This window comes from Phocaeicola salanitronis DSM 18170 (assembly GCF_000190575.1).
GTDB classification, from domain to species: domain Bacteria; phylum Bacteroidota; class Bacteroidia; order Bacteroidales; family Bacteroidaceae; genus Phocaeicola; species Phocaeicola salanitronis.
This window is the reverse complement of the sequence record NC_015164.1, coordinates 960,287-978,303: the sequence shown is the minus strand read 5'-3', so window position 1 is coordinate 978,303 and position 18,017 is coordinate 960,287. Positions and strand designations below refer to the sequence as shown.

Below are 18,017 nucleotides of genomic sequence, written 5' to 3'. Positions count from 1 at the left end.
AACAATTATAAATTATCAAAATAAAAAACACGAATAACAATGAGAAAAAAACTTGGATGGATTGCCATGCTATTGGCAATGTGTGTGATGAACGGTTGGGCTTGCACCAACCTGATTGTCGGAAAGAAAGCCTCTGCCGACGGGTCTGTAATCGTTTCCTATTCGGCGGATTCGTACGGCATGTTCGGATTCTTGTGCCATTATCCGGCGATGACGCACGAATCGGGAGCCATGCGCCCGATTTACGAATGGGATACCGGCAAGTACCTGGGGCAGATAAAGGAGGCGAAGCAGACCTATAATGTCATTGGAAATATGAACGAATTTCAGGTGACGATAGGGGAGACCACCTTTGGCGGACGTCCCGAACTGGTGGATACTACCGGAATCATGGACTATGGAAGCCTGATTTATGTGGCGCTCCAGCGCTCTCGCACGGCAAAGGAAGCCATTAAGGTGATGACCGACTTGGTTAAGGAATACGGATATTACAGTAGCGGCGAGTCGTTTTCTATCGCCGACCCGAACGAGGTATGGATTATGGAGATGATAGGCAAAGGTCCGGGCGTGAAAGGTGCCGTATGGGTGGCGGTGCGTGTTCCCGATGATTGCATCGCGGCACATGCCAACCAAAGCCGCATCCATAAGTTCGACCTGAACGACAAGGACAATTGCCTGTATTCGCCCGATGTGATTTCCTTCGCCCGTGAGAAAGGCTATTTCAATGGGATGAACAAGGATTTCAGTTTCGCCGATGCCTATTGTCCGCTGGATTTCAGTGGCTTGCGTGCGTGCGAAGCCCGCGTGTGGAGTTTCTATAATATGTTCAGCAAGACCACCGGCGATGCATACCTTCCTTACATCCAAGGCAAAAGCAAGGAGCCGATGCCGCTTTACGTGAAACCCGACCGCAAGGTGTCGGTGCGCGACATCCAGCAGGCGATGCGCGACCATTACGAAGGCACTCCCCTCGATATTACGAACGATATGGGTGCCGGAGCTTTCCAGATGCCTTACCGCTTGTCTCCGTTGACATTTAAGGTAGACGGGCAGGAATATTTCAACGAGCGTCCCATCTCGACCCAGCAAAGTGCCTTTACGTTTGTTTCCCAGATGCGTTCCACGATGCCCGATGCTATCGGCGGTGTTCTGTGGTTCGGCTTGGACGATGCCAACATGACGGTTTTCACTCCGGTGTATTGCAATACCGATAAGGTGCCGGCTTCGTATGCCGAAGGAGAAGGCGATTGTGTCACGTTCTCATGGAATTCGGCGTTCTGGATTTACAATTGGGTGGCAGATATGATTCGTCCGCGGTATAGCCTGATGGTAGAGGATATGCGTACCGTTCAGAATGCATTGGAAGATATGTATGCCGATGCGCAATCCGGAATCGAAAGCACCGCCATGAAACTTTATGCCGAGAATCCGCAGAAGGCGAAAGAGTTCCTCACTAATTACACAGGCATGAGTGCCCAGGCGGCGGTAGATGCATGGAAGAAGTTGGGCGAGTTCCTCATTGTGCGCTATAACGACGGGGTAGTGAAACGGGTAAAGAATGGCAAGCTGGTACGTCCCGAAACGGGCAATACGGCTCCGCTTGACCGTCCCGGATATCCGCAAGAATTCCTGAACGAACTGGTGAAGTCTACCGGCGAGCGCTATAAGATGATTGACCTGAAGTAGGCCTTTATACAAATAGTAAATCCGCTTTAAGATGAAAGCTTCTTCATTTTGAAGCGGATTCTTTGTATAAATATGTTGGTTAATCTTCATTCTATCAAGCTTTCATTATCATCCGAATGCCTTGCTTTATTTCGCAACACACATTCACGGCTTGTGTTGGCATAGCAATATACACAAAAATGACGGCACGTATCATACATCCCGATGTCTTTGCTCACCATGCATCCGCATATTTTACGCTGCCCCTTGTCTTTCAAATTTTTCCGTTCAATAGGAATAGGAGGAATCTCTCCGAACAAATCCGGTTCGGGCAACTTGCCGGTATGCAGATAGTAAACCAACTCCTTATCTTCGCCGAACACACGTTCCATTAACTCCCCGTCTATGCAACGGTTATGATCAATGTCATACTTCTCCAAGTTAGCTTCTTCGGCACATGTGGCAAGCGTCAGGTTCCAGCCTTCGGCTTTCCATACATCGCGTAACTTCGCCAGACCTTCCACTATTTCCAACCGTTGCACCTCATTCAGTTCTGCGGTTTCTACATTCTCTTTCGTAAAGCAATGCGTTTCCTTTATCAGATTGCTCAGCACTTTCCGATAGGCTTTTACATCCACAAAACTGAATACCAGCTTGTCCGTGTACCCTTTTAACCGATTGCCTATCTTCCATATCCGGTTTAGCAATGTACGTGGGGTTATGGTAGGCGTGATAATCAACGGATCAAACCGCCATATTACTCGTTCATGTCCAATCTGTTCCGATAATTTGCGGAACGTTTCAATCCGTTTCTCCACACTGGGCACATTCGGTTCGAAACCTTCGCGTACATAGTCGTTCAACGTTACCTGAAAATAATAATGAATCCCCCGTTCATCTAACTGATATAAATAAGGCAAGATAGGTTCCGGATTCTTTGTCCAGAACACCACCACCTTACAATGCCTGAAAGAGACATACATCGGCTTCCGGTTAAACGGATTATACCATACACAATACCCTTTAGCCAAACGGTTGAAGAACCATTTGTCATAAAAGGCAGGTATATCCGTAGAGCGGCTGGCGGAAATGATTACCGGAGCGGTTGCTTCTATTTGTTTGCCAGAATCGGTGGTTATCTTTTCCTTCGCTACCCGGAACTTAACATGTATCTCTTCACGAGTTATTTTATCCGTTTCCATAACAACTGAGCATCTCGCGAAGATACAAAATATAATTGGAAGCCAATGTTTTATCAATGAGATGATAAATATCTAAATACCTTTTTAAATATTATTCAGCCTTCTATGATAAAGCGTTGCTGTTCCTTTAATGTCTTGACCATTTAAATCACTTCTTCGATTCACGTTCTATCAAAAGCATAACAAGCAATACAACGGCAATTGCTATGTCAACGATATTCCAAACAACACGCCCCAATGGAATCTTAATGAACGGCTGGAACAAGACCGCTAATGTACCGAAAGTAATCATCAGATTTTTTTCTTTTCCTGATAATATTGGTATGCCATAAGTCCGAAAATGATCATAGCAAAATAACGGACTAAGATGTAATAGCCGTATGGCATCGGTGCTAAACATAATACCAATGCAATGATTAAGATTTGTTTGAGACGTCTCATCATTTCATTTGATAAGGTACGACATGAATATCCTTCGCAAAATTGAGATTAGCTCCCGAATCATCACGACCTCCAGTTGTGATTCCAATAACTTCACCATATCGATTAATCAAGGCTCCACCGCTGCTTCCATGATCTATGGGGCAACTTATTTGGATGAAATCATCATCTCTTATTTGAGAGATTTCACCCGAAGCAAATGTATTTTCCAATCCTTTTGGGCTGCCTATTGTATAAACTCTTTCTCCTACTTCACATTGCCTTCGAGAAATAGGTATATAATTGAATTGCCCTTTTACTCTAAATAAGATATAATCATCCGATTCGCTCTTTGCCACTACCCTATCTATTTTGTACTGGCGTCCATCAGACAACTTTATGACTTCATAACCTACAGCAGTTCCTTTGAACACATGATAATTGCTCACAGCCAGTCCGTCCTTACTAATAAAAAAGCCCGAACCTTGGTAAGCCTTATAGCCATCTGTCGTAAAGACCATAAAAACAGCTGAGTTATATCGCTTGAATAGTTCTGTGGCTGAATAAATTTTATTCCTATTGTTTTTTTGATTATTTTCCCTTTCTGTTACCGATAATGCAACGTTTTCTTTTTGCATCTCGGTTTTAGAATCACTACGTAGATACTCACGTGAAGATGCAGCTTTACGGCAGCTCTGCAATCCTAACAAAACTACGATAACATAAAAATAATGCAAGGACTTCATTTAATAACACCAGGTTTAGGAAGTATATGAATTAAGAAACGTTGATTTTTTTTATTTAAGGAATTATCAGGATAGGAACGCATCGTCCCTTGTGTCCCACTACCACAAATAAGAACCTCACAATTTTCTCTTTTTAGATCAAGCTTACGATTATTCCGGAGATAATTATATACAGATAAAGCACGTTTATAACTTAACTCAAAGTTCTCTTTATATCCATCATTCGAAGCTTGCCCTTCAATAATTAGCAAATAATTTACAGTATTTCCATATTCCTTCTTTGCTTTATTTAAAAACCTATCGATTGCCAATCCTGCCTGATACAAATTTTCTCTTATATTCAAAGGTATATAAGTAATATCTGACTCATATGTTGGGAACGAGACATCAATTTTTAAAACATGCTTTTTATACTTATCATTGTAATCAAACCAAATCGTATCTATATTTTGAATACTATTCTCAATATTTCTAATTTTCTCAATTTCTTTTTCTGTAGCATCTCTTGTTGTCCTTTCTTTTTGTATTGCTTTCCCCATAACAATAGTTGCTACAATAAATAAGACAAGAATGACAAAAAATAAGCTTGTCATCAAATCTGAATAACTTGTCCAAAATAAAGAATCTTTTTTGTTATGTACTCCCATAATTTTATAATAAATTTATCCCAACAATTTGACAATAAGAAGAATCAACAGCAAAATAAACGATCCGCAAACTCCACAAACCATAGCAATATTCAACCAGCGATTAACTTTATTATCTGATTCGGATGAGTCAGAGCTTTCTTTATTCATTATTTGCTGAATCATCATGCCTTGATTTTTTAACTCTTCATTTTGAGCATTTAAACAAGTATTTAATTTCTCTATAGCTTCAACCATATTCGTCAAAACAGGTTGTTGCTCATATAGTGTTGACATCTTCTGTTGCAAAATAGCACGTTGCTCAACCAATTCAGCCTCTAATGTATCTTTTTGATTTTGCAACATTTGAGCAATAGCAGCATTCTGTTGTTCAAAAGTTGTTGCAATAGTCTCTATACCTTGATTTGCTTTTTGAGTGATTTCTGAAAAAATATCTTTAAAATCAATAATAGGATTACCAAACTCTAATACTTTCTGACTTATGGAATCTCGTAACTGGACAAGTGTATCACTCAACATTTTCTGCTGCTCTTCAAACCATATTGATAAATTTTGATTCTGTTTTTGAAACGTTTCTATCAAAATATGTGTATTTGCTCCAACACTATCACCAAGATTAGACAAAGCTTCCTGCATTACAGAATCCAAACTAGATATACTTTGTCTTATCATACCTTGCCTATCACTGACAAATTGCATTTCTTCTTTAAAGTAAGCTCCTAATTCTTCGAAAGAACGAGTTCTCTTCTCTATCTCCCCAAGTTGTAGATTTAATGTAGCGACTTCATGAAGATATTGTTCTGAATTTTTTAAGCAATCTGCAAGGTAACCTATTTCTTCTGTACATCCGTGCAATTTATCATAAACTTCAATATTAGCTGTTGCTATTTTATTAATCCTCAAATTTTTGATTGCTTCGAGAACTTTCGTTTGTTCTTGGTAATTATCAGAAACCATTGATAATGTCTCTTTTAATTCTTTTGTATTATCAGAGAATGTGCTATTAAAACTATTTAAATCCTGAGTCATTTTTATCAATGCTCCTGTGAGGTCGTCTGTAAGATTAGGCATTAACTCTGTTTGTATCCATGTCAAAAATTTATTCTTCTTTTTCGACATAACAGCTTTTGCATCCTTGAATTTGCTTGTTGATAGTTTGGTAAATAAGATACCTAAAAAGCTAGCAATCATTGCAATTCCAATATCTGTAAGAAGGGTTTTAATACCATCTATTTGGATACCTCCAGTCAGTAAATTGCCCAAATCTTTCCATGCAAAAAATACTACACCAATAGCAACTCCTACAATAGTTGCCATTAGACCCAAATAAAGAGGTGCAGACAACATCGTATCTACCTCCTCTTCAGTTTCATCAGCATTACGGTTTACTATTTCCTTAATAATATGATAATCTATACTTTTATTCCTATTTTTTGACAAATAAGAATTTATATCATCTAAGGTTTGTTGAAAATCATCTGATGAATTTTCATTTACAATTGATACATATCCTCTTTCATCCGTATAGATTCGAGTATTATTTTGGTCTGGATAAATATTTCTTAATCGTTTTATTTGGCGACAATTTTGCACAAATGAATATATTTGCCATATAATAATGCCTAAAACTATACAAGCTACAATGATATACTGAATGTGTTGAAATTTTTCCATAATCAACGATGTATTAAACTTATTTTTGCTTTCTCTACAATCCTCATTTTTAGTGTGTTGGTTTCAAGAATTTGGCATTTCCCTTTGCTTAGCATTTTAACATAATTGGCATCAGGGGTAGAGCTAACTATTTCACAAAAAGGGTCCAGCATTCTTTCTTTATGTTGTATTGCATTCTGGTGTTGACCATTATCATTGAAAAAAAACTCATTTTTTGTTACAATATAAGGAGCCTTATTACTCGTTGTCATTTCTAAATATTTGTCTTTTACTTGATAATAAGTTTTATCCAGTGAATCATTATTTGTTATTTCGATTTCAATCAAGCGGTTTTTGTACCCTTTATATTCTTGTTCTATTTTTAATATCTCCTCGTTTAAATGATTGTTTTCTTTGGTTAACTTAACATTTTCTTCTTTTACTTTTTCAGCATCAATCTTCATTTGAGATAAATTTTTTTCAAACTTATCTTTTTCACTCTTTAAGTTTGTATGTTCTTTTTGTAAAGCTTCAAATTTTTGTTTTAGTAAATCTAATTCTTCCCGGTAGCAATATTTTTCTTTGCAAACTCCATATAACATATCCATTGCAGAGATAATATCTTCCTTATTAAGTGTATCTATTATAAACTTTCCCATATTTATACATATTTAATTTTAACTTTTTCAAGAACTTGAAAGTTACTATTTAAAACCCCTTCTTTCACTATTTCTATAGAATCTGCATTATTAGGAGATTTCATATTTCCTACATTATCACAAAATGGTTCTATAATAGTTGTGCGATTATTTATGGCTTTTTTTGTTCGGTTGCTGTTTACAAAAATAAAGTAAATTTGTCCTTTTTCCTTCCATGCTTTGTAATAAATGGTATCACCTATTTCGGCTTGTTTTAATCTTCCGCCACTTTGTATAGATAATTGTATGAAATTATTTTGTAAATCTACTTCCGTTTGTTCATTGGGTTGCTGAATAATCCATGAAATTGTACTTGATGACGTTTTCTCATCCTTTGTCTCATTTTTTTGCACAGTTGTATAATTGAACAATTTAATCCGTTTTTCTAGATTTGAATATTTTTGTTCAAGTTGTTTTATCCGTTCTTCTTGTCTTTTTAGTATGTAGTGATACTCACTTAAATCCAACCGTTTTTCTTTATTATCACTATGCGATTTAATTTTGTGGTGTTTTGATTTTCGAAATAAAATATTCGAAATAAATTCACATATTGTCATATTTCTTCATTTGATAAATTATTGTTGCATGTCACAAATTCTATTGCTCAAATCATTTATTACTCCAATAATTGGATAAAAGAATAATGTTTCCTCTATTATATCTTCTTTACTTACATCTTTAGATTGTACTTTCAAGTTTACTCCTTTTTCAATGTAAGTCTCAATATTTTCGTTGAAACAATCAAGAGCTAATCGAGTAAAACTTGGGTCTATACCGAAATTGTTACTCAGTGATAATTCTTGAGGTAATCTCAAGAAAAGGCAATCAACAAATTTCCGAACTTCACTAGCTACATCATCATATAAATTTACAACATCATTATATGTTTCATCTGTCACTAATTTATTTGTTAAAAGTATGGTTTTACTATTTTTGATGTTATCGAGCTCATGTCCTAAAAACAATCCTCCTTTACAGGTAGCCTCTTTCGGATTAACTGTATTAATTATCAGTTTGATATCTTTAATATCCTCAACATCACGATAAAACATTCTGAAGATTTTGGTAGTAAGTTCTTCAAGTGTCTTTTGATTTGGGGTCAATACAGAAATGATTTTAGAACCATTCCCACTGAAAGCGATATTAGAAGGAGCACGCAAACCACGAACTTTCATTAAATTTGCTATGTGATAAATAATTGCAGAATAGAAAATGAAGAATACGATTTTTTGAGTGTTATCCCTTGCCAATATGGCATTGAAATCAACTTTATCAGCCATCCCAAATTTCTTTATTTCTTCATTTTCTGAAAGAGAAAACAAGAAAGAAGCAACTTCAGAAGAGTTTCCTAAATTTCCTGTAGTCATATTCATAAGCATTTCTTTCAATTCCGTTGTTCCTTCAAGATTTGCAATAAACTCATCCTTAAATTGTCGTATAATACCATTTAAACTACCATTATTTACAGCAACTAATGTATTCCCAAATATAGCATCAGCAGCAAATCTCATAGACGTAATACATTTGACGCCATTTGCATCTGCAACAACGACATCGGTTGTTCCACCACCTATATCTATAGTAACAATGTCGGAGACATCCGGTCGGGTTTGTTGGAAAAACGAATAAGGTGCAATAGACTCAGTTATCAATATGGGAGAATTTTCAGTACTAAAGTACTTATGATAAGCATTATCCCACATTTTTCTAAATAATCCTTGCTTTAAAGGGGACATACTAATTGGATAAAAACACATGATTTGTGTCTGAGATAAACTTGCCCCCGATTGGATTACTTTCGTACGAATCATCATGAAAAGAGATTCTATATAGCATCGAATTCTCTCTTCATTATCAAGAGTCATTTGACTCCACTTCAAGTTTGGTATATAATTATTGTATTTAGGTCCAACTACGGATTTATTATACATAAATGCCGGAGAGGCATTTCCTAAAGCCACATACGAACCTTTTCCACTTTCGTTTATTCCTGTATTATTTTTATCTATGCAAAGAACTGTACGCATTGGAAATCGGCATATAGCTTTTGCACCTATCGCTTCCGGTATAAATTCACCTCTCAAATGATTGATAGGTGTATCGTTTCCGGGAATAAATAACAAACTCAATTGTGGCTGCTCTTTTCCAAACTCGAATGCTTGGGGCATCATATTTTGACCTGCTGAGTATTCAATATGAGTATTTGATGTACCAAAATCTATCGCAAAAGATAATATAGAATTACCAGTTCTCTGCTTAAACTTAGGTATCATCAAACCATTCCCTGAACGTTCTTTTCCCTCTTTTGTCTTTATTGAGATTCTAGCATAATCAAAAGTTTGCTTATCAATAATATACACTTTCGTCCGGTCATCATTGTCAATGTCACTGTTTCTTACTACATAATCAGGAGTAAACAATCCTTGGGTTTGATTATGGCATATGCACGAGAAATCCTTATTAAGCACATAATCACCTACCAGTACAATACGGTAGTAAGCTTCTGAAGCTTGTGAGAACTTCACTGGTGGAAATACACCAACCGCAAAATCTTCGGGAGGTAAAACTATAGCTCCTTTATTGTTTATTTGATCAGCTTTCACATCAAGTGTATAGATTCTCTTATACTCCACCTCATTATTGTTTTGAATGGGAATGCGCAATGTTACTTCTACTCCTGATGCAATCTGCTTTATATCAATCGTATTTTTCCCGGACGGAACACACCCCATTAAATCATCAACTGAGAAATAATCAAAATAAAGATCCGTGACAGGAATTAAATAACCATCTTTCTTTTCGCTTTGACCACAATAATTCCCATCAAAGAAATAATCCGTATTAACGGCAGAAGGTAATTTTACAATTTTATCACATAGAAAATCGCTGATTGTCAAATAAGGATAAGGTGCATTAATTCCCGGTAGATGGCGGTTTTTCACACTTGCTGAGTCATAATAAGGAACTTGAATATTTCTCCCAAAAGATGCTCCTAAATAAGTAAGTTTCTCATACGCCGAACTCTTAATAACAGGTAATACTAAAGGTTTTATTGAAGTATTCTGACTCGGGTTAATTTCAAAATCAGAATTGCCTGCTACTATCGGTTTATTACAATGAAAAGGAAATCCATTTATTTCAACTTGAAATGTGGTAGTTGCATTTATTGTCACATCAAGTACTTCATAATTGTTATCTATATATGACTTTTGTCCTTGTGTAATAGTTTGGCAAGAATTTTGTATATTATTTATTTCATTCTTCAAATTATCATCAAGGACATAATATACAGCGTCAAGATAATGCGCAACTTCTGGATAGTACACATTAAAATTGGGATTCGAATATCTAAACGTATATAAATATTTTAGGAATTCAGGATTTCTTTCATCCAATGATGCATATTTTGTATCAAACGCATAATCAGTACCAAAACAAAGTTCTTTAGATATAGCTGTTTCGTCATTAGCGGTTGAGAAAAATAAAGTAGCCGGAGAAGTTGCACCAATAATATGCATGGGTTTCTGTTTTGGTCCTTTATATTTCAGAATATAAATATTATTCATTTTTCCAAAATTATATGGGTCATTCCCTTTGGCATCTTGAACTAAAAACATATCCAATGTTTTCCCTACAATTTGATGAACAGGTAAAGAAGAATTAGAAAGTGCTTGTATCTCTTTAGAGCGTTGCCAAACGACGATTTCTAATTTATTTTGTAATGACGGGAAAGAAAAAAATAACTGCGCAACATCTAACGTATCCGATACCATCTTGTGATAAATAGAATTTCCATGCAGACATTGTTGAACTTGTTGTATGGTCATTCCACCAATTGTATTAGGAACAACTTTATTAAAAGCCTCTTTAATAAGTTCTATTCTGGCAAAAGGAGATGGAATAGACGTTATCTCTTTTTGGGTGGTTGTAGTATCAGTAACTGCATTTACATATCCGTGATTATATGTTGTGGCAGCAGTTGTACTCCAATCAACTATAGTAGTCTGATTATTTTTGATTCCCTCTTTATTTATTCTAAAAACATATCCCATTTTTCTTATATTTTAAGTTTATCTGAACATAATTCATCTGCTACGATATAAAACAATTCCATAAAAGTTTGAGGAGCACTTGTGTTATGCTGAATTTTGGATAAATTTTTACTAAGTTTTTCGTCAATCAAATCGTAACTTTTTTTTGCAAATAGATTATAACCATATTTATTACGTTTAGGCATTCCATTGATTTTATCCAAAACATCTGTAATATCTTTATCTTCAAGAAATGGCTTAAAGCCAATTTTATTTTTTGCCATTTCAGAGAGCCAACTTTCATACTGAGATCTAAAATTGAATAAACCTCTATAAAAATCAGATCTTAAAAAATTCTCACCTAATAAAGAATTACGTTCTTTTGCCCACTTTTGTGACATTTTATGTGCATTATCTCTTTTCCCCAAATAGCTCATCATTAAGGCAAATTGAGTCATTGGCTTTCTTAATAGATATAATGTTCCATTTCCAAAATCTAGAAAAGTAACACATTGTGAAGCATCCGAATTAAGTCCAAATTCATGAAAATTTGTTCTAATTTTCCCTGAATGATTTTTACTTGAAAAATCTAAGATTGCTAATGCTGCCAATAATTCTATCAAGTGTGCCTCGTTTCCTTGCCCTTCTCCTCCATCGCAATTCTCATAACTATTAGACATTGAATCATCGCCTAAATAATACATATCATTCAAGGTTCCATTTCCAGTAACATTTTTCTCGTAATAATTTAGTGCCGCCTTGGTTTTCGTTATGAAAGAATCAGCTTGGATAGCACTTTTATCATTTACTTTTAAATTGAAATAAGGGAGTAATGTTACTGCTCCTATTGGAGCCGAAGCAAGGGCTGTATTTGTACTTGTCCTCAATGTCTTAAGCAAAAGGGGAAATCCACTTGCTCCTGTCCCTCCGAATATGGAACTTATTATAAAAACTCTGTCACCTTGTGCAAAATCATTTTCAAAAGTTTTGAATTCTGAACTTTGTGTAAATTGATTCAATACAATACTCCCTATATTAGGATTACCCTTAAATCCCACATTCATATCCGATGCCAAATTCTTATCAGAAAAAAGCATTTTCATAAATGCCTGATTTTCTTTACTCATCGTACTCAATTGTATATAATTATCAAAATTCACACCGGATGTACCAATTAAAGGTAACAAAAAATCTCCATCATTAAATGGAGAAATCTCCGTTGAAAAGAATTTATTTACTGTATTATTACTAAACTGGAGGGAACTATGTATCTTCCCATATAACCGCATTAAATCTACAGTTCTTTTTAAGTCTCCGTTTGAATAATCAGGATCAATAATCATCGGAACAATCTCATCCTTACATGCAATGCCATTTGCTAACAGCATAGTAAGTGAACGAAGAACACGAGAACCTGACCCTCCAATAGCATACACATATAATCTGCTCATACCTTATAAATTATAATAATTAGAATCTCTGGAAAGGAACATATTTAGCAATGCTTCCCCACTTAATGATTAACGATGCAATTACAAAGAATATGCACGACCATATTAAATTAGCCAAGCAAAAACCAAAACAATCAAGATAAGTCCATGCCTTATCTATTTCTATTTCATTGTTTATGAGAGGAGTCATGGTATAATATAAAGCAACTCCTATATTCAACACTATGTTTATTCCAGCATAAATAAACCACCAGAATGTTTGTTTTCTGACAGGAGCGAACCCATAATAAAATACAGCACTAACGATAAAAGAAAGTACAAGTAAGAATATGCCTATATGCAAATATCCTGGAATAGTCCCATATAAGTAATTGTCCAATAATTGATCATAAAGCCCACTTGTGTAATAATAAATTGTACAAAAGAAATCTTCCATAATTATTGCAATGTTATATTTATAGTAAAAATATTGTTGTCTTTATTGATGTAAGCATTATAAACCCCTTCAATTAAACTTTTTACACCTAATGTCTTACCTTCCGGAGGAACACCTGTACCTTCAAAATTTGATTCTTCTACCCAATTAGGTAATTTATTTTGATATTCAATGCATAACTTACCCGGTGAAGGACGTTTTGTTGCTATGGTCATAGTGCATGTATCTTCTTCAACTTCAATATTGGAAATGGTATATCCTAAAGGTAATTTATAAGCATTCCGATTTAAAATCGCATCTTTATCCATAATGATATTAGATAGAGGAAACTTATATGTTAATGAATATGTATCATTGTGTCTGTCTTTTTTCCACATACTAACTTTTACGAAACCTGCTGATTTTCCTTTCATTCTAGCATTACTGAATTGTATTTCAGGAGTAATCGTTTCAGTTGGTTGAAGCACCAATATGCCATCGTTAATGATATTGGGCAGTTCTATCACTTTTTTTACTTTATCAGCGTAACCAAATACCCATACGTAAAATGGCAAGTTTTGTTTGCAAGGCAATCCACCCGGATAATATTTGCCATTAAAATCTGAATTAAATTTTAATATGGCAACGGAAAGTCCAGTATTATCTTTTAACCCTTTTGTAAACAGATTCGTTATACCTGATTTTGCAGTTTCTAAACTTCCTACATTGCTCGCAAAACAATAATCAGAAACAAGTAATGTTACACTTTCAGTATTGGCAGCAGAAAAAGCCATGGAAAGAATATCGTCTAATTTAGTAAAACTCGCTGTACATTTACTCCATGTCTGCTGAAGAAATGGCTCAATAGAAGCATGAAAAGGGGTTATACTTGTATTAATATAATTAAGTGTAATAGTATCATCCACATTTAATTGTTCATCAAGTCTGTCATACAAATTTTTTAAAATAGCTTTTGCCTTTGAATTGCCATTAAAATATCCTTTTACACTTCCCGAATTTTCTACCATAAAATGATAATTTGTTGGTATATTTGTGGGTGTATTGGTGGGTGTTTCTACAATAGCTGAAATAATTGTCGAATCATTCTCACCATTTCCATTACCATGTTTAGGTCCACAGGAACTAAATGATAAGACAAGAGATAGAACGGATAAGAATAAACTAATCCTACACAAAAGCCTTAATTCATTTTGATTTAATTTTACATGTATGTCAGTAACCATAAAAGCTATTTCACTTGTCTGCTTGGCTACCACAACAGAGATTTACTAAACAAAGGTTCACACATGCACACAAAAAACGTGGAGCCAGTCCTGTCACTCGTTCCACGATGTAAAGGCCTTCGCATTGCCCAGTTAGTCGAAACGAGCAACGTTGAAAGCCCCACGCCGATGTCTGTATATAGTTCACCCTTTCCTTTAAATAAGGTACACTACGGGCTATACATATAAAACACCCTTGGGGCGTTCCCGTTGCTTTGTTTTTGACTAACTGTTTTGAAGTTGCGAAGTTCTTACATCGTCAAAACCAAAGCGTCCAGTAACGCCTTTTTATGTATATGTGTCCCACCCGACCATTCCACAGAAGGAATTATCGGCATGGGATGCCACAAAAGTAAGCAATCCTTACGAATTAATCAAATGAATCGGGGGAATTTTATGGGGTAAAATATTTCCCATGTTAGTTTTTTATTGTAGCCTGGTTGAAGGAGGTGGGCGATAATTCCTTATAACTTCTTTTTAACTCTTGATTTGCATTTATCGGACAGCGGTATTTCTTTTATTTTTATCTTTGTGGCGGTTTATGTTGAGAGAATAGACAATCATGAAAAAGCGTACAAAGAAAATCCTCAAAGTGACCAGCCTTTCGCTTGTGTCGCTTGTCGTGGTGGTGTTGGGCGTCATAGCTCTCGCCATTAATTTTATATTCACGCCGGAGAAGCTGACTCCGGTCGTGTTGAAGGTTGCCAACCAGACCATGAATGCTAAGCTGGATATGAAGAGCGTGGAGCTGACTTTCTTCTCTACGTTCCCCCGTTTTGGGCTGAAGCTGACGGAAGGCAGCTTGGTGTCGAAAGCCGTATCCGATTCTGTATGGGAAAAGACCGATTCGCTCCTTGCGTTCGGAAAGTGCGTAGTGGTGGTGAATCCGTTGGACTATTTCTATAAGAGTAAGATTACGGTGAATTACTTGGGTGTGGAAGATGCCTCCATTTATGCCTATAAGAATAAGGAGGGTGTGGCGAACTGGGACATCCTGAAGACGGATACGGCATCGGTGCAGGCGCCTGCCGATACGGTGGTTTCGGATACGGTGCGCCCCTTGACGGGAGGCATCGATATAAGGAAAGTGTCGCTGAAACGTGCCAATGTCACTTTCGATGACCGTGACACGCGGGTGTATGCCAGTCTGCGGAATGCTTCGCTTGCATTGCGTGCTTCGCTGTACAAGGAGCGGTCGCGCCTGTCGGTAGGATTCAAGAACGACAACATCATTTTCTGGCAAGACGGGCAGTTGCTGGTAAACCGTATCGCTACGGAACTGAATGCCGATGTGGAGCTGGAGCGTGCGACACGCCTGCTGACCTTGAACGATGCAGGCATCTCGGTGAATGGCGTCCGCTTTGATGTAAAGGGTACGTTGAGGGGAGACAGTGCCCGGCATGCCTTGGCGGTCAATCTGGAGTACGGGCTGCATGCGCCTACGCTGGAAACCGTGCTGAACATGATTCCGGAAAGCATCCTGAAGCGTGAAGAGCTGACGGCGCAGGGCGAAGTCGGTATGCATGGCAAGATAGAAGGCTGGTACGGCAAGCGGCAGATGCCCGAAGTGACTCTCAACGTGCGTATCAAGGATGCTTCAGCCAAGTACGACAAGCTGCCATACGGCATCGACCGTCTGTCCGCCGATTTTCAAGGGTTTGTCGACCTGATGCGGAATAAGGTTTCGTATGCCGACCTGAAGATTTTCCGCTTTCAGGGTGCGCATACCGATATCCTTGCCGATGCAAAGATAAACGACCTGTTGGGAGACCCTGACATTACCTTCAATACCAAGTCGAAGATAGACCTGACTTCGTTGGCACAGACTTTCCCTTTGCAGGAAGGGGTCACGATTCAAGGTTCGGTAGATGCCGACCTGAAGCTGAGGGCCCGTCTTTCTTCTATCAAGAAACAAGATTTGGGGCGCATCCGGGCAGGAGGAAAGATTGTCATGAGCGGTATGCTGTTGCGGGACGTGAACAAGGGCTTTGAGTTCAGCAGCGATGCCTCGCTTGCTTTCGTGGGCAATGATTTCCTGGGGGCACATGCCGAAATCACCAAGCTGGCATTGCAGTCGAAGCGGATTAATGCCAACTTGCAACGGCTGGCGGCTACGGTGAAGTCGACCAATCCGCAGGACACGACCCGCATTGTCGATGTAGAGTGCAAGGTGGAACTAAATCAGTTGAAAGGACGCATGGGCGATTCGCTGGCGGTATTCTGCAAGCAGACAAAGGCTACCGTACATTTGCAGCCGGGCGACAAGGACCCTGCAAAGCCCAAAATCGGTCTGTCGCTGGAGGCGGATACGCTTTTTGCCCGTGCAGGCGGAATTAAGTTGGGTATGGATAAGGCAGGATTCGGAGTCTCTGCCGAAAAGTTGCGCGACTCGTTGTGGATGCCCAAAGGCATTATCGGCTTCAACCGTCTGAAGGTTTCGGCTCCCCAACTGGCTATGCCCGTCCACATGCGCAAGACTTCGCTCACTGTAGGAAACCGGGTTATAACCTTGCGCAATGCCAGTTTCCGTATCGGGCGTTCCGACCTCACGGCAAGCGGAGCGGTCTACGATTTGTATGGCGTGCTGAAGCATCACCGTCCGTTGCGGGCAAAGCTTGACATCTCTTCGCGCAATCTGGACTGCAACCAGTTGATAAATGCCTTGAATGTCCCTAACGATACCACACAGGTGACCGATACGTTCGAAGAAACGCCGGAAGCGGAAGTGGACACCACGGCTTCGGATCTGAAACTGTTTATTATTCCCAAGGGCATCGAGTTTGAACTCCAGACGGACCTGAAGCGGGTGAAGTATGACAACCTCGTGTTCGAAAACGTGCGCGGAGGAGTAGAAATACGCAATCAGGCGGTACATCTCAACGGGTTGAACATGAGGGGAATGGATGCCGACATGGCGGCTACGGTTGTGTATCGGGCAACGGAAAGGAAAATGGGATATGCCGGCTTTGACTTCCGTCTGCGGAAAATCAACATCGGCAAGCTGGTCGACTTTATTCCGTCGTTGGACAGCGTCGTACCCATGTTGCGCTCGTTCAAGGGGCTGGTCAATTTTGAGGCGGCAGCAGAGTCACGCATCGATTCCAACCTGAACATCAAGATACCCAGCTTGCGTGCGGCAGTACACATCGACGGGGACAGTCTGGTGCTGATGGACGGAGAAACCTTTGCCGAGATTTCGAAGATGCTGATGTTCAAAAACAAGAAGCGGAACGTATTCGATAACATTACCGTCAATATGACCGTACAGGACGGGAACGTGACGGTTTATCCTTTCCTTGTCCAGATTGACCGTTATAAGGCGGCGGTAGGCGGCACGCAGGGGCTTGACATGAATTTTGACTACCACATCTCGGTGTTGAAGTCGCCGATTCCGATTAAGCTGGGAGTCAACATAACCGGCAATCTGGACAAAATGAAAATCAGGCTGGGCAAGGCAAAGTATAAGGATGACGTGACACCGGTGGCAATCCGTAAGGTGGACAGCACGCGCATCAACCTGGGACGGGAGATAGTGAGTGATTTCCGCAGGATTATCCGGCGGGAATAACGCTCCGGCTGTAGCGCAATAATGTGCGGATACGGAAGTGCAGCGTATTTATGTCATGCGTGATATAAATGCGCTGTATTTTTTCAAATAAACCCTCAAACACTTGACTTTGCTGCTGGGTTATATTATCTTTGCATATAGCTTCTTTTTACGGTTTTGATATCAAGAACGTACGGTTTCCAATTGGAGAACGTATGGTTTCCATATCAAGAACGTACGGTTTCGATATGGAAACCGT

The 18,017-nt window shown here is 38.4% G+C and carries 12 protein-coding genes and 1 pseudogene; 2 read left to right on the top strand and 11 right to left on the bottom strand.

Annotated elements, in window-relative coordinates:
• The first annotated feature begins 39 nt into the window (after positions 1-39).
• A complete protein-coding gene (locus BACSA_RS04420; protein ID WP_013616918.1) occupies positions 40-1,686 on the top strand; it encodes a C69 family dipeptidase in 1,647 nt (548 codons plus the stop codon).
• Between the two features lie 86 nt (positions 1,687-1,772).
• On the opposite strand, the gene BACSA_RS04415 is transcribed toward BACSA_RS04420, so the two are convergent.
• The 11 genes and pseudogenes from BACSA_RS04415 to BACSA_RS04365 form a co-directional block, all read right to left on the bottom strand.
• Complete coding sequence (locus BACSA_RS04415; protein ID WP_013616917.1) at positions 1,773-2,867, bottom strand: DUF1848 domain-containing protein; 1,095 nt, start codon at positions 2,865-2,867, stop codon at positions 1,773-1,775.
• Positions 2,868-3,015: 148 nt separating this feature from the next.
• Positions 3,016-3,308 (bottom strand): annotated as a pseudogene (locus BACSA_RS20785) (DUF6804 family protein).
• A complete protein-coding gene (locus BACSA_RS04405) occupies positions 3,308-4,033 on the bottom strand; it encodes a S1C family serine protease (RefSeq protein WP_013616916.1) in 726 nt (241 codons plus the stop codon). The pseudogene BACSA_RS20785 and the gene BACSA_RS04405 overlap by 1 nt, the downstream one beginning before the upstream one ends.
• Positions 4,030-4,680, bottom strand: coding sequence for an OmpA family protein (locus tag BACSA_RS04400; RefSeq protein WP_013616915.1), 651 nt, complete (start codon positions 4,678-4,680; stop codon positions 4,030-4,032). The genes BACSA_RS04405 and BACSA_RS04400 overlap by 4 nt, the downstream gene beginning before the upstream one ends.
• A gap of 15 nt (positions 4,681-4,695) precedes the next feature.
• The gene (locus BACSA_RS04395; protein WP_013616914.1) at positions 4,696-6,354 is read right to left on the bottom strand and encodes an ABC transporter permease; all 1,659 of its coding nucleotides are present in this window, start codon (positions 6,352-6,354) and stop codon (positions 4,696-4,698) included.
• A 2-nt stretch (positions 6,355-6,356) separates the two neighbouring features.
• Positions 6,357-6,992 carry a hypothetical protein gene (locus BACSA_RS04390; RefSeq protein ID WP_013616913.1) on the bottom strand — a complete coding sequence of 212 codons (636 nt, stop codon included), beginning with the start codon at positions 6,990-6,992 and terminating at the stop codon, positions 6,357-6,359.
• A gap of 2 nt (positions 6,993-6,994) precedes the next feature.
• Entirely contained in the window at positions 6,995-7,588 is a 594-nt protein-coding gene (locus BACSA_RS04385) for a hypothetical protein (RefSeq protein ID WP_013616912.1), read from the bottom strand.
• Positions 7,589-7,606: 18 nt separating this feature from the next.
• Positions 7,607-11,083 carry a hypothetical protein gene (locus BACSA_RS04380; RefSeq protein WP_013616911.1) on the bottom strand — a complete coding sequence of 1,159 codons (3,477 nt, stop codon included), beginning with the start codon at positions 11,081-11,083 and terminating at the stop codon, positions 7,607-7,609.
• Positions 11,084-11,088: 5 nt separating this feature from the next.
• A complete protein-coding gene (locus BACSA_RS04375; RefSeq protein ID WP_013616910.1) occupies positions 11,089-12,513 on the bottom strand; it encodes a hypothetical protein in 1,425 nt (474 codons plus the stop codon).
• Between the two features lie 19 nt (positions 12,514-12,532).
• Positions 12,533-12,949, bottom strand: coding sequence for a hypothetical protein (locus tag BACSA_RS04370; RefSeq protein ID WP_013616909.1), 417 nt, complete (start codon positions 12,947-12,949; stop codon positions 12,533-12,535).
• Between the two features lie 2 nt (positions 12,950-12,951).
• Positions 12,952-14,205 carry a hypothetical protein gene (locus BACSA_RS04365; RefSeq protein ID WP_144005180.1) on the bottom strand — a complete coding sequence of 418 codons (1,254 nt, stop codon included), beginning with the start codon at positions 14,203-14,205 and terminating at the stop codon, positions 12,952-12,954.
• 568 nt (positions 14,206-14,773) lie between these two features.
• Here BACSA_RS04365 and BACSA_RS04360 point away from each other — a divergent pair.
• On the top strand, positions 14,774-17,779 hold the full coding sequence (locus BACSA_RS04360; protein WP_013616907.1) for an AsmA family protein: 3,006 nt from the start codon (positions 14,774-14,776) through the stop codon (positions 17,777-17,779).
• Positions 17,780-18,017: the final 238 nt, after the last annotated feature.

Coding starts and splice junctions, on each gene's coding strand:
- BACSA_RS04420 (WP_013616918.1), top strand. CDS start 40: ATGAGAAAAAAACTTGGATGGATTGCCATGCTATTGGCAATGTGTGTG.
- BACSA_RS04370 (WP_013616909.1), bottom strand. CDS start 12,949: ATGGAAGATTTCTTTTGTACAATTTATTATTACACAAGTGGGCTTTAT.
- BACSA_RS04415 (WP_013616917.1), bottom strand. CDS start 2,867: ATGGAAACGGATAAAATAACTCGTGAAGAGATACATGTTAAGTTCCGG.
- BACSA_RS04400 (WP_013616915.1), bottom strand. CDS start 4,680: ATGGGAGTACATAACAAAAAAGATTCTTTATTTTGGACAAGTTATTCA.
- BACSA_RS04405 (WP_013616916.1), bottom strand. CDS start 4,033: ATGAAGTCCTTGCATTATTTTTATGTTATCGTAGTTTTGTTAGGATTG.
- BACSA_RS04390 (WP_013616913.1), bottom strand. CDS start 6,992: ATGGGAAAGTTTATAATAGATACACTTAATAAGGAAGATATTATCTCT.
- BACSA_RS04395 (WP_013616914.1), bottom strand. CDS start 6,354: ATGGAAAAATTTCAACACATTCAGTATATCATTGTAGCTTGTATAGTT.
- BACSA_RS04385 (WP_013616912.1), bottom strand. CDS start 7,588: ATGACAATATGTGAATTTATTTCGAATATTTTATTTCGAAAATCAAAA.
- BACSA_RS04380 (WP_013616911.1), bottom strand. CDS start 11,083: ATGGGATATGTTTTTAGAATAAATAAAGAGGGAATCAAAAATAATCAG.
- BACSA_RS04360 (WP_013616907.1), top strand. CDS start 14,774: ATGAAAAAGCGTACAAAGAAAATCCTCAAAGTGACCAGCCTTTCGCTT.
- BACSA_RS04375 (WP_013616910.1), bottom strand. CDS start 12,513: ATGAGCAGATTATATGTGTATGCTATTGGAGGGTCAGGTTCTCGTGTT.